10 protein-coding genes are annotated in these 13,329 nt (G+C 66.5%); 2 read left to right on the top strand and 8 right to left on the bottom strand.

Translation table 11 applies throughout. From position 1 onward, the window contains the following. Positions 1-2: 2 nt before the first annotated feature. The 7 genes from CBW24_RS17050 to CBW24_RS17020 form a co-directional block, all read right to left on the bottom strand. A complete protein-coding gene (locus CBW24_RS17050) occupies positions 3-707 on the bottom strand; it encodes an ABC transporter ATP-binding protein (RefSeq protein WP_088664445.1) in 705 nt (234 codons plus the stop codon). Then, positions 700-2,511 (bottom strand): branched-chain amino acid ABC transporter ATP-binding protein/permease, encoded by a 1,812-nt coding sequence (locus tag CBW24_RS17045; RefSeq protein WP_309765934.1) that lies wholly within the window; start codon positions 2,509-2,511, stop codon positions 700-702. Before CBW24_RS17045 ends, CBW24_RS17050 begins: the two co-directional genes overlap by 8 nt. An 11-nt stretch (positions 2,512-2,522) precedes the next feature. Next, positions 2,523-3,410 (bottom strand): branched-chain amino acid ABC transporter permease, encoded by an 888-nt coding sequence (locus CBW24_RS17040; RefSeq protein WP_088664443.1) that lies wholly within the window; start codon positions 3,408-3,410, stop codon positions 2,523-2,525. An 81-nt stretch (positions 3,411-3,491) separates the two neighbouring features. After that, entirely contained in the window at positions 3,492-4,703 is a 1,212-nt protein-coding gene (locus tag CBW24_RS17035) for an ABC transporter substrate-binding protein (protein WP_309765936.1), read from the bottom strand. A 39-nt stretch (positions 4,704-4,742) separates the two neighbouring features. Then, positions 4,743-6,425, bottom strand: a complete 1,683-nt coding sequence (locus CBW24_RS17030) for an acetolactate synthase catalytic subunit (protein ID WP_408636707.1) — start codon at positions 6,423-6,425, stop codon at positions 4,743-4,745. 103 nt (positions 6,426-6,528) lie between these two features. Next, entirely contained in the window at positions 6,529-7,572 is a 1,044-nt protein-coding gene (locus tag CBW24_RS17025; RefSeq protein WP_232530364.1) for an NAD(P)H-quinone oxidoreductase, read from the bottom strand. Then, positions 7,569-8,624, bottom strand: a complete 1,056-nt coding sequence (locus CBW24_RS17020) for a zinc-dependent alcohol dehydrogenase (protein WP_097374492.1) — start codon at positions 8,622-8,624, stop codon at positions 7,569-7,571. Before CBW24_RS17020 ends, CBW24_RS17025 begins: the two co-directional genes overlap by 4 nt. A gap of 120 nt (positions 8,625-8,744) precedes the next feature. On the opposite strand from CBW24_RS17020, the gene CBW24_RS17015 reads away from it, so the two are divergent. Continuing rightward, the gene (locus tag CBW24_RS17015; RefSeq protein ID WP_097374491.1) at positions 8,745-9,455 is read left to right on the top strand and encodes a GntR family transcriptional regulator; all 711 of its coding nucleotides are present in this window, start codon (positions 8,745-8,747) and stop codon (positions 9,453-9,455) included. A gap of 9 nt (positions 9,456-9,464) precedes the next feature. Here CBW24_RS17015 and CBW24_RS17010 read toward each other — a convergent pair whose 3' ends face one another. After that, on the bottom strand, positions 9,465-12,317 hold the full coding sequence (locus tag CBW24_RS17010; protein ID WP_097374490.1) for an FAD-binding and (Fe-S)-binding domain-containing protein: 2,853 nt from the start codon (positions 12,315-12,317) through the stop codon (positions 9,465-9,467). A 68-nt stretch (positions 12,318-12,385) separates the two neighbouring features. On the opposite strand from CBW24_RS17010, the gene CBW24_RS17005 reads away from it, so the two are divergent. After that, positions 12,386-13,291 carry a LysR family transcriptional regulator gene (locus CBW24_RS17005; RefSeq protein ID WP_097374489.1) on the top strand — a complete coding sequence of 302 codons (906 nt, stop codon included), beginning with the start codon at positions 12,386-12,388 and terminating at the stop codon, positions 13,289-13,291. The last annotated feature ends 38 nt before the right edge of the window (positions 13,292-13,329 follow it).

The raw sequence follows: 13,329 nt of genomic DNA, 5'->3' as shown, positions 1-13,329 counted from the left end.
GGTCATATCCCCAGATAGGCCTGCCGCACATGGTCGTTTTGCAACAACGCCTCGGCGTCGTCGGTCAGAACCATGCGACCGTTTTCCAGCACATAGCCGCGATCGGCGGCCTTCAGCGTGTGGAACACGTTTTGCTCGACGATCAGCACCGTGGTGCCCGTGCCCGCCACCCGTTCGATCACCTCGAACACCTGCGCCACGATGATCGGCGCCAGCCCGAGCGACGGTTCGTCGAACATCAGCAGTTTCGGCCGGGCCATCATGCCGCGCGCGATGGCGACCATCTGCTGCTCCCCGCCTGACAGGGACGACGCGTGCTGCTCCAGTCGCTCGCCCAGACGCGGAAACAGGTCCAGCACCTCCGCCAGCGTGTCGGACTGGCGGTCGCGGGCATGGCGGCGATAGGCCCCCATCATCAGGTTCTCGCGCACCGTCATATCCGGGAACAATTGCCGCCCCTCGGGGATCAGCGTGATGCCGCGATCGACGGTTTCATGGGCCGACAGCCGGGTGATGTCCTCCCCCTCGAAGCGGATGCTACCCTGCCGCGGCGTGACCAGCCCGGAAATCGTGCGCAGCATCGTGGTCTTGCCCGCGCCGTTGGCCCCGACAATGGTGACCACCTCTCCCGGCTCCACATGCAGACCGACATCCTGCAAGATGACCGTGCTGCCATAGCCGGCATCAACGTTTTCGACCTCAAGCATGGACGAAATCCTTCCCTAGATAGGCCTCGATCACCTGCGGGTCGCGCACCACGTCCTGCGGGTCGCCCTCGGCGATGATCTGACCGGAGTTCAGCACGATGACCCGATCCGACAGCGACATCACCGCCTGCATCACATGCTCGATGGCGATGATGCTGACGCCGGTGTCGCGGATCGACAGCATCAGATCGATGGCCCGGCGCACATCGGTCTGGTTGATGCCTGCCATCACCTCGTCCAGCAGCAGGATGCGCGGCTCCATCGCCATGACGCGGGCGACCTCCAGCCGTTTCAACCCGCCGATGGTCAGGCTCGACGCTTCGTTGTCGAGGTAATGCCCCAGACCCATGCGATGCGCCGTCTCCCGCGCCGCCTCGCGGGCATCGCCCGCATGCGGATGCCGGTGGAACGCGCCGACCATGATGTTTTCCTCGACCGTCATCGCCGCAAAGGGCTGCACGATCTGGAACGTGCGCCCAACGCCAAGCGTGGCAAAGTCACCGGGGGTCACCGGCTGCTGCCATTGGCCGTCCTGCGACAGTACCGACACCTTGCCCTCATCCGCGTCGAGGAAGCCCGAGATCATGTTGAACACGGTCGTCTTGCCCGCGCCATTCGGACCGATCAGGCCCAAAATCTCGCCCTCGCGGAGGTTAAAGCTGACATCGTTGGTCACATGCAGGCCGCCGAAATGCTTCTGCAAGCCTTCCACGCGCATGACCTCCTGCCCGACGGGGCGTTTCTCGGCGGCGCGCGGCGTGGCCGCGACCGGGCCCGCCTGATCGGTGCTGCTGACATCGCCGCGCGATCCGGCGAACCGATGCACCACGCCCATGATCCCGTTGGGCAGGAACAGCACCACCAGCATCAGCACAACACCATAGACAAAGCCATGCAGACCGATCGCTTCGGCCCCCAGCGCGCCACGGGCAAATTCCGTGATCGGCACCAGCAGCACCGCGCCCAGCAACGGCCCCCAGACGGTGCCAATGCCCCCGATCAGCGCGAACATGGCGATCTGGATCGAAAATTGCAGCGAGAACATCGCCGCCGGCTCGATATAGGTGAGATACATGGCGTGGAACGTGCCGACCATCGCCGACAGCGCCGCCGACACGGCCACAGCCGTCAGGCGCACCCGCACCGTGCCAACCCCTGCCGCGCGGGCCGCCGACTCGCGTTCCCGCGTGGCGACAAGGTAGAAGCCCAGCCGATGCGCGCGGATCGCCCACGCGACGCCCAGACAAACCAGCAGCATCCCGAACGCGATGATCAATGCGGGCAGGCGTTCGCGGAACACCATCCATTCCCAGCCGATCTGCAATGGGATCATCAAGCCGGTGGCGCCGCCCGTCAATTCGCGGAAATGCAGCGCCAGCACGCGGAACACTTCGAGAAAGGCGATTGTCGCCAGCGCAAAGAACGGGCCGTGCAGGCGGAAACAGGGGTAACTGATGACCACTGCCGCGACCACGGCGATCCCCGCGCCTGCGAACATGCCGATCCACGGCGTGATGCCCAGATTGACAAGGATCACCCCCGCATAGCCGCCGATCCCGTAGAAAATCGCATGGCCCAGTGACAATTGTCCCGCATAGCCGCCGACGATGTTCCACGCCGTCGACAGGGCCGCGAAGATGCAGATGGTGATGAAGATATGGTAGACGAACTGGTCATCGACCACGATCGGCACCACGAAGATCCCGGCCAGCAGCAGCGCCAGCCCGACAAGTCCCAGTTTCGCCTGACGGGCGCGGGTATCGCCGGCCATCTTCGGGCGCGTGGCGTCAGTTGTTGAGGTCATGGAGGTCTCCGTCATGGTGACACATGCGACAGGTTGAGTTTGGTGCCGAACAGGCCAGAGGGGCGCAGGATCAGGATCAGCAGGAAAATCCCGAACACGACCGCCTCGCGCAGGTCGGAACCGATGTAGAAGCCCGACAACGCGTCCACGAGCCCGATGATAAGCGCGCCAAAGAACGCCCCGGGGATGGAGCCAAGCCCACCCAGAACGACGCAGACAAAGGCGATCAGCACGAAATAGGTGCCGATGGTGGGCGAGGTCGGATAAAGCGGGGCCACCAGCGCGGAGCCAAGCCCGACACAGGCCGCGCCAAGACCGAAGCTCAGGATATAGATGAACTTGTCGTTGATCCCCATCAGCCGGGCAGCGGCGCGGTTCTGGGCCGTGGCGCGGATCGCGCGCCCGGTCGTCGTCTGCTTCATGAAAAGCTGCAATGCGATCACCAGCGCGATCGCGGCGCCAAACACCCACAATTGGCCTTCGAGGATGCGCACCGGACCCAGCTGGACCTGGCTGCGCACACCGTAGGACGGCGTGTTGGCGATATCGGCGCCGAAAATCAGCAGTGCGAGGTTCATCAGCGCAGTCGACAGGCCGACGGTCGCGAAGATCTGCACATGCCCGTCGCGCGCATTCATCAGCGGCTGGATCAGGAAACGCTGCACCAGCGCGCCTAGCACGAACAGCGCAGGCGCCACCGCAACGGCGGTCACATAGGGATGCACCCCCAGTCCCAGGGTCAGCAGGTAGCTCAGATACATGCCCACCATCAGAAATTCGCCATGGGCGAAGTTGATGACGTTCACGATGCCAAAGATCAGGGTGAGGCCGATCGCCACGATGGCGAACAGCCCGCCCAGCATCAGCCCGTTGGCGAGGATTTGGAGAAGCGTGTCCATGTCGTGTTTTTTCCGGTTGAGGGACGTGCGGCTGCGGGGTGCGAACCCCCGCAGCCGCTTATGGGCATGGGTCGGTCGGGATCAGTTGCCGATCATGAACTCGGCCACCGCCGCGTCGCGCGGATAGACGGTGACGAGCTTGCCGTCCTGCCACTGCATCCCCATCATCTTGGCCCGCTCGTTTTGGTTGTTCTCGCCGAACTTCACCCCGTAACCGGCCGCGGTCTGGCCCTCGGGAATGTCGATGGCGGTCACCGCGTCGATGATGTCCTGCGGCTCGAACCCTTCGCCCGCGTCGATCGCCTGCAACACCGCCAGCGCACCGACGTAGTTGTTGAGCGAATGACCCGACCGCGGATCGGCGCCATACTTCTCCTTGTAAGCAGTCACGAACCCGTCGAGACCCGGCGTGAATTCGGTGTTGACCGCATACTGGGTGAAATCGACATCCAGCACGCCTTCGATCACGTCATTGCCCACGGCTTCGGCGGTGGGCAGCATCGAATAGCCGCCGCCGCCGCCGATGATCGCGGCAGGCTTGAACCCGGCTTCGTTGGCCTGCTGCAAGAACAGAACGGAGTCGTTCTGGTAGGAGGTCTGGAGCACGACATCGACATTCTTGCTCTGCAGGTCGAGCACCAGCGACGACATATCGACGGTGGAGGCCGGATAGCCCTGCACGGTGGCGATGTTCAGCCCCGCCTCGGCGCCGTAATGCTCCTGATGCCCGGCGACAGAGGTGCCGTAGCTGCTGTCTTCGTGGATGATCCCGACGGTCAGGTCGGACGGCTCCTTGCCCAGACCGGGGGCGACCTCGTTGACGATCATGTCCACGATCATCTTGCCCATGTCTTCGGCGGTGGGATTGGTGCGGAAAAGATACTGCAAGCCACGCCCGGTCACGTCATCGGCCACGGCGCCCAATTCGAAATAGGGGATGCCGGAAAGTTCCGCGACCTGACTGGCCGCGATGGACCGCGACGAGGAATAGGAGCCAAGGATCGCCTTCACCCCTTCGCGGGAAATCAGCCGCCGGGCCTCACCGATCGCTTGGTTGTTGTCGACGGCATCGCCGCGCACCAGCACGACCTCTTCGCCCTGCACACCACCTGCGGCGTTGATCTCGTCCACCGCGATTTCCACGCCGCGCGCGCTTTCCTCGCCCAGCAGGGCCAGCCCGCCGCTGAACGGGAACAGCGCCCCGAACTTCACCTCGGCATGCGCCATGCCCGCCAGCAGCGCGGATAGCGCCGTGGCCGTTGCCGTTACCTTTGCAAAAGTCTTCATCGTCATGTCGTCCTCCCTGAATGACAGTCAGTCTTGCGCGCCCGATCAGTAGTCGAGCGCATCCTTCCCTTGGAAACTTGTGATCGGCGGGTGTGCCCGCTCCTCCGTCACCACATCGATGACGGTCACGCTCTGCTTGCCCATCGCCTCCTCCAGCGCGGGCAGGAAGTCCTCGGGCCGCTCCACGCGCACCCCTTCGCAGCCCACCGCACGCGCGATGGCCGCATGATCCACGGCGGTGAAATGCACCACATCGGTGTGATCGCCGAACAGGCTCAGTTCGGCATGTTTCTGATAGCCGAGGATCTGGTTGTTGAGCACGATCACCACGACCGGCAACTGCATCCGGCGCGCAGTTTCCAACTCGCCCCAGACATGGCCGAAGCCACCATCGCCGGTCAGGCAGATCACCGGCGCATCGGGACGCGCGGCCTTGGCGCCGATGGCAAAGGGCAGACCCCAGCCCAGACCGGCCAGCCCGCGCGGCGTCAGGAACCGTTGCCCGGCCCGGCGCGCGGTCAGCCCGTTCGCGATCCAGATCGAAGCATAACTCGCATCCGCTACCGCAATCGCCGTGTCGGGCATCACCTGGTCAAGGTCGCGCATCAGCCGCTCGGGGCGGATCGGGCTTGCGTCCCAATCGATCAGCGTGTCGACCTCCGCCTCATGGGCGCGCCGGCCTTCGGCGATGCGTGCCTCCAGATCCGGGCGGCGGGCGTCGATGGTGCCACGATCCTGCCCGGCCAGCGCCTCGGTCAGCGCGGACAGGGTCAATTTGGCGTCCCCCTTCAGGCGCAGCGCCTCGTAGCTGCGGCCAATCTCGCCCCCGTCGATGTCGATATGGATGAAGCGCGCGTTACGCGGGTAAAGCTGCCAACTGTCAGTGCCGTTCTGATTGGTCCGATTGCCGATCAGCAGCACGACATCGGCCTCCTCGATCAGCGCGCGATGATGGCTGCTGCGACTGCCCGGCGCCATGAAATAACCCACGACCCCCAGCGACAGCGGATGCGTTTCGGCGACCGCGCCTTTGCCCATCACCGTCGTGGCGACCGGCAGTCCCATCTCCTGCAAGGCACCCAGTTCGGCCACCGCGCCCGAGGCATGAACCCCGCCGCCCGCGATCACCACCGGGCGTTCGGCCCCCGCCAGCAGCGCTGCGGCCTCGGCCACCCGCGCGGGATCTGCGCCCATACGGTCCAGCGGGAAGCGACCCAGATCGGCCTGCCTGCGCGGCGCATCGGGCGACAGTTCCGGACGCTCGTCCAGCACATCCACTGGCACCATCAAAACCGCGGGCCCACCGCGACCCGACGCCGCCGCCGTAAACGCCATGTCCACATAATCGTCGATCCGGTCGACATCCGCGACCCGGCGCACCCATTTGGAAACGCCGCTGAACAGCGCGAAATGATCCATCTCCTGAAACGCGTTGCGGTCGGTAAACTTGCGATGCACGTCCTGCACGATGGCAACCATGGGGATCGAGGCCTTCATCGCCTCCGCTAGCCCCGGCACCAGAAGCGTCGCCGCCGGACCGTTCTGCGCGGTGACCACGGGCACCTGACCACTGATCCGGGCATAGGCATCGGCCATCGCCGCACCGCCGTTTTCGGTGCGGTAACCCACCTGCCGGATACCGTAATGCGGCGCGGCAAGGATCAGCGCGGAGGGCAGCGATTGCCCGAAGATCTGGGTCACGCCGTGACGCGCCAGCGCCTGCGCCATGACATGCGCGCCGGTCACGTTGGAGCCGCCGGCAGATGCACCCTGAGCGGTGTCGACATTGGGCGGAGGGGTGTTGATGGTCATCTGGTAGCCTTCCCGGATGTCAGTCTTCGGAATTCATGGTGAGAACGATCTTGCCGATATGCTCACCGCCATCCATCCGGCCATGCGCGTCGGCGACACGGTCCAGCGGATATTCGGAATCGATCAGCGGGCGCACCCGGCCCTCGGCGATGAGCGGCAGCACCTTGTCGGACAATGCGCGGGCCAACTTAGCCTTCATCTCGACCGGGCGCGCCCGCAGGGTGGAGGCCGTGATCGTGCCGCGCTTCATCAGCAGTGGCAGCAGATCGAGCTGCGCCTGACTGCCCTGTTGGAACGCGATCTGCGCGATGCGCCCGTCCGGGGCGAGCAGCTCGATATTGCGCTGCACATACGGCCCCCCGACCATGTCGAGGATCACATCGGGACCGGTGCCGCCGGTCAGATCGCGCGCCGCGTCCACGAAATCCTGTGTGCGGTAGTTGATCGCGTGATCGGCGCCGAGCCGGGTCGCGGCGGCGCATTTGTCGTCGCTGCCAGCGGTGACAATGACGGTGGAGCCAAGCGCCTTGGCCAGTTGGATCGCCGTCGTGCCGATGCCAGAAGTGCCGCCATGGATCAGCAGCGTCTCCCCCGGTTGCAGCGCGGCGCGCTCGAACACGTTGCTCCAGACGGTAAAGAACGTTTCCGGGAATGCGCCCGCCTCGACCATGCTCATCGCGTGGGGCAGCTTCAGCGCGATGGGCGCATCGACGACGGCCCAATCCGCATAGGCCCCGGAATGCACCAGCGCCATCACCCGGTCGCCCTTGGCGAAATCGGTGACGCCCTCGCCTAGTTCTGCAACGATCCCGGCCAATTCCAGCCCGAACACGTCGCTGGCGCCGGGCGGCGGCGGGTAGTTCCCCTGCCGCTGCATCACATCGGGGCGGTTGACCCCGGCTGCATGCACGGACACGAGGATCTGCCCCGGTCCCGGCACCGGGCGCGCGCGGCTGACCACGCGCAGCACATCAGGACCGCCCGCCCCTTCGGCGATCACCGCGCGGGTGCTTTGCCCGGTCGCGTGCGCGGCGCTGTCCTGCTCTTGCATCGTGTGGGTCATAGGACCGTCTCTCCCGTGTCGTTCGGATACATCATGACTTTCATCGCGGTTTTGCCGCGGGCGTGGTCAAAAGCGTCGAGCCCTTGGCGCAGCGGCAGCCGATGGGTGATCAGTCGCTCCAGCACCGCGCCGTGCTGCACCAGCAGATCGAGCGCATGGGCAAAGCCGTCCGCGGTGGTGTCATGCACCCCGCGCAGCTGTTTCTTTTCGCGGACCAGCCGGGCCAGATCGACCGTGCAGGGCGTGTCGTGAATGCCCGCCGCCACCACGATGCCTTCGGGGCGCAGCACCCGCACCGCATCGCTGACGGAGGCCGCAACGCCGGTCGCTTCGATCACCCGGTCCGGGCCGCCGCCGAAGGCCTCCGCACAGGCCTGCGCCAGATCGGTGTCCCGCAGATCGGCGCAGCGGGCCACGCCCATGCCGCGCGCGACCTCCAGCCGGGGCGCATCGTCCAGCCCGAGCAGCAGGACATCGGCCCCGCGATGCTGAGCCACCCACGCCGCCGCCGCGCCAATCGGCCCCGGTCCCAGCACCACGACCCGGCAACCGGGCGCGATATCGGCGTGATCGACGGCGTTCACGGCAATCGCCAGCGGCTCGCACAGGGCGGCGCGGTCAAAATCCAGCCCGTCGGGCAGTTTGTGCAGCGTCGCGGCGGGCAGGCGCACCCGCTCGGCAAAGCCGCCATCGGCATGCAGCCCCACGATGCGGCGCGCCTCGCAGGCTTCGGGGCGCCCCCGGCGACAGCCGTCGCAGGTGCCGCAGGTCATCGTGGGCCAACAGGTCACCCGGTCGCCCACCGCAATTCGTGTGACATCCGCCGCGACCCGGCGGACCACGCCCGCGAATTCATGCCCGATGGTCAGCGGCAACAGCGGCGTCATGAACCCGTAGGAGGGCGTCCACGCATAGGCATGCAGATCGCTGCCGCACAGCCCGGCGGCATGCACGGCGACCTCGACCTCCCCCGGAGCGAGCGCCTCATCGGCGAAATCCATATCGACCAGTTCCGCACCGAATGCGGGCCGGGTCTTGCGCAGAGCAAGCATTCGCGGTCGTCTCCTCCCTTCCCCACCCTCCCCGGCGGGGCGACCTTGGCAGTCGGAACTGGCATCCTCGGTCGTAATGTTTTATTTGTTATAACAGACAATGCAAAGCGAAGCGGATCAATGTCAAGAAGCACTCTCAGCGCCAATAATAATTCCGCAAAAACAACAGATTGGGCGCAGCCTATCGAGCGGGAGAGCCTTAGCGACCGGGCCTATACCGCGATTCGAAACGCGTTGATGCGGGGGCAATTGCGTCCAGGGGAGCGGATGCGCCTGCGTCCGATGTCGCAGCGTTTCGGTATTTCGATGACCCCGATGCGAGAGGCGCTGCTGCGGCTGGTGTTCGAACGCGCGATGGTGGTCGATGATCGCGGGACCGTGACGGTGCCGGAACTGACGCTGGCGCAATTGCTGGAAATCCGCATGATCCGCATGGATCTGGAGGGACAGGCCGCCGCCGCCGCCGCGCAGCACGCCACCCCCGCCGAAATCGCGGCGCTGGAAAAGATCCAGACCGATATCGCCGCCTGCCACGCCGCGCAGAGTTTCGATGACGCGGTGCATCTGAACACCGAATTCCACCTCGCCCTCTGCCGTGCCGGACAATTGCCCATCACCTATGATCTGGTGGAAAACCTATGGGCGCGCTGCGGGCCGATCCTGTCGCATCTCTACGATGCGGGCGTGCCCGATGACTGGGATCCGCACCCCCATGACCGCATCATCGACGCGCTGAAACGCGGCGATGCGGCGGCGGCGGAGGCCGGTATCCGCTTCGATATCGAGGCGGGCGGTCAAGGTCTGCTCGACCATGTCGACCGGGGCGACTAGGGCCGCACCCTACCGGCCCTGCCCCAACCTGTCCGCGATCAGGCCCAAAGGATGGCGGGCCGTCACGGCCCCGAACCGCGCGGTCTGACAGCGGCACGAATAGCCTGTCGCCGCCACTTCCGGCCCGGCGGCGCTGACCGGCGCGGCCCATGACATATCGTAGAGCTTGCGCGAAATCGTCTGATGCCGGGTCTTGTGGCCGAACATCCCGGCCATGCCGCAGCAGCCGGTCGCGGGCGTGTCGATCCCAAGCCCCAGCGCGGTTGCGATGCGGGTCCATTGCGCGCGGGTCGCAGGCTCCGCCGTGGCTTCGGTGCAATGCGCGAATAGCGTCAGCCGCCCCCCCGGCGCCTGCGGCAGCGTCACGCCACGGGCCAGTTCGGCGCAGAGAAACTCCTGCGGCGATTGCAGCACCGGCACCCGGTGCCCGGCCTTGGCGTAGTCCTGCCGCAACGCCATGACAAAGGCCGGATCGACCCCGATCATCGGAACACCCCGTGCCGCGCCCTGCTCCAACGCCGCGCCTAGCCGGACCGCCATACGGTCAAACCCTTCCGGGTCTCCCAGATCGGCGGCGACCTTGCCCGCCGGGCGCATCTCGACAAAAAGCGGCGCATAGCCAAGCGCGCGCAACCCCCGCCGGATATCCTCCGCCGCCGCGCCATCGAAAAGCGTCGAAAACCAGTCCTGCCACACCAGCACCGTGCGCGCGGGCAACGGATGATCGGCCAAGTCCCGCAGCGCGATCCGCGACCCCCGCGGCAACGGGCGGGCCAGACGGCTCGGCAGATCCGTGACCCCCAGCACGCGCTCCGCCCCCCGGCGCAGCAGCGGCCAGACCGGACGCGCCAGCGGGATCATCCGCGCCAAAAGGGGGCTGAACCGCTCCGCCAGCAGCATCGCCCGGTCGCTCAGAGGGCGGCGATTGCGGGCGTAGTGATCGGCATAGAACGCCGCGCGCATGGTGGGAATGTCGACCTGCACCGGACAGGTCGATGTGCAGGCCTTGCAGCCCAGACAGGTGTCGAGCGCGCCCAGAAGATCAGCCTCCGCCACGGTTTCCGCGCCCGCCACCCCGCTCTGCCGATCCTCGTGCCACGCGCGCAGCGCATCGGCGCGGCCTTTCGGGGAATGCCGCACATCGCCGGTCGCCTTGAAGGACGGGCACATGGGCGTGGTCGCCGCGTAGCTTAGGCATTGCGCGTTGCCATTGCAGCGAAACGCCTTTTCCAGCGGATCGCCTTCGGGGCTGTTGAACGGACGGAACGGCGTGGTGGCGATGCCCATCACCGGCGCGTCATTCGACACCAGCTTACCGGGGTTGAACCGGTTCGCCGGATCGAACGCGGCCTTTACGCCTTGTAGCGCGGCATAGGCCTCCGCGCCGATCCAGTCCTTTAGATAGGCGCCGCGCACGCCCTTGCCGTGCTCGCCCCAGAAGATCCCGCCATGGCGGTTCACCAGCGCAAAGATCTCATCCGACACCGCCACCAGCGTCTCGCGCCCCGCCGCGCTGTCGATATCGAGCGCGGGGCGAATGTGCAGGCAGCCCACATCCACATGGCCATAGATCCCGTAGCTCAGCCCGTGGCGCGACAGGATCTCCAGAAACCCGTCAAGGAAGGCAGGCAGCGCCTCGGGTGGGACCACGCAATCCTCGACAAAGGCCACGGGCCGGGCGCGGCCCTCGACCTTGCCCAGCAGACCGACGCCCGCAGACCGGATCGCCCAGAGCGCGGTGATCTCAGTGGCATCATGGGACACATACATCGCGCGAAGGCCGGGCAGCGTCGCCAACCGCGCCTCGCAGCCCGCCACCCGCGCCTCCAGCGCGGCGGGGTCGTCGCCGTTGAACTCGATGAAGGTATAGGCCAGCGCCGCGTCGCCACCGGGGCGTAGTGCTTCGGGCAAGCCAGCCAACAGACCGGCTTCGGCGGCCAGCGCCTGCACCCGTTCGTCCATAACCTCGATCGCCGTGGGTTCGTCCTCCAGCAGCGGCACCGCCGAGGCCAGCGCATCGCGGAAACTGGCGAACCCCGCCACCACCAGCCGCTTGGCCGTGGGCAGCGGACGCAGCCGCACGCGGATACGGGTGATTGGCCCAAGCGTGCCTTCGGAGCCGGGGAACAGCCGCCACCACTCGAAACCGCCCGCGTCAGGGCAGGCCCGTTCCAAATCATAGCCGGTAAAGCGCCGGTTCAGGCGCGGCGTCTGCGCGACGAAGGCCGCGCGCCCCGCCCGTGCCGCCGCCTCCGCCCCGGCCAGCATAGGTGCCGCCCAGTCCGGCGCGGGCGCGAGGCTCGACAGCAGCCCTGCCCCGCGCGCGATCTCGATCCCCAGCAGGTTGTCGGAGGTCTTGCCGTAGATGCGCGAGCCCTTACCCGACGCGTCTGTGGACACCATCCCCCCCACAACGCAGCGAGTGGAGGTGGATGTCTCCGGCGCAAAGAACACCCCATGCGGGCGCAGCTGCGCGTTCAGGTCGTCCAGCACGATCCCCGGCTCCACATCCGCCCAGCCCGCGGCGGCGTTGAAACCGATCAGCCGGTGCATATGCCGCCGCATGTCGAGGATCACGCCCCGGTTCAGGCTTTGCCCATTGGTGCCGGTGCCGCCGCCGCGCGCGGTGACGGGGAGCATGGCAAATTCCGCCTGCTCCAAAACCGCCATACAGGTTACGACATCGTTGGCATCGTGCGGAGCGACGATCAGATCGGGCCGGATGCGGTAGACGGAATTGTCGGTGGACATGGCCGCGCGCAGGGCCGTGTCCCGCTCCACCTCGCCGCGAAACCCGGCCTTGGCCAAGGCGCGCGGCAGCTTGTCCAGCGCGGCGGCGAAATCGGCGGAAATTTGGGTCACGGGCGGCACTCCTCCGGGTTAGCGCAGCCATATTGACCGAAGCGACAGGTTCGCAGAAACAGAAAGATATGAAGTCAGATTCAGAAAATACGAATTTTAACCTGCGCCATCTCAGGGCGGTTCACGCCATCTGGCAGGAGGGCAGCTTCGTCCGCGCGGCGGAGCGTCTGGGCGTCGTGCCTTCGGCGCTGACCGAAACCGTGCGCCAGATCGAGGATATCGCCGGGGGCGCGCTGTTTGATCGCCGGTCCCGCCCCCCGGAACCAACCGCGCTGGGACTGGCCTATCTGGAGGACACGCGCCCGCTGCTGGATGAAATCGACCGTTCGTTGACCCGGCTGCGCGACCGGGCGCGCGGATTGCAGGGCACCGTGCGGATCGGTGCGACCCCCTCGGCGATCAGCGACCGCATCGCCCCGGCGATCACGGCCTTCCGCGCTGCCCATCCCGGCTACGCGGTGCTGCTGCATGACGATATCGCCGAAACCCTTGCGCAGATGGTGGCGGAAGACCGGCTGGATCTGGCGGTGGCCGGGCGCGCGCGCAGTTCGCCCGATCTGGTGCAGACCGAGATCAGCGCCGACCGCATCGGGCTGGCCTGTCACCGCGATCATCCGCTGGCGCAATCGGGCGGCCCGATCCGGCTGCGGGACATCGACCCCACCGGGGTGATCCATCTCAGCGCCGATACCGGCACCGCGCAATTGCTGGCCGAAAGCGCACAGGTGCCCGCCGCGCTGAAATCCGGCCCGTTGCGCAGTCATTCCACCATCGGGCAGCTTTGTCTGGTGCGCGCGGGGGCGGGGGTGGCGCTGCTGCCGCGCAACGCCGTGCTGTTGTTCAATGACCCCAACCTGCGGTTTGTCGAGGTCGCGGACCTGACGATTGAACGACGGCTGTATCTGCTGCGCCCCGCCCGCCGCGCCCTGCCCCGCGCGGCAGAGATCTTCTTATCCGCGCTGGAACTTGGGTAAGGTTCTTGCAAACCCTGACCCAAGTCCTTGATCCCACG

Source organism: Pacificitalea manganoxidans (assembly GCF_002504165.1).
GTDB classification, from domain to species: Bacteria; Pseudomonadota; Alphaproteobacteria; order Rhodobacterales; family Rhodobacteraceae; genus Pacificitalea; species Pacificitalea manganoxidans.
The sequence above is the reverse complement of the archived record's forward strand: the minus strand, read 5'-3'. Positions and strand labels throughout refer to the sequence as shown.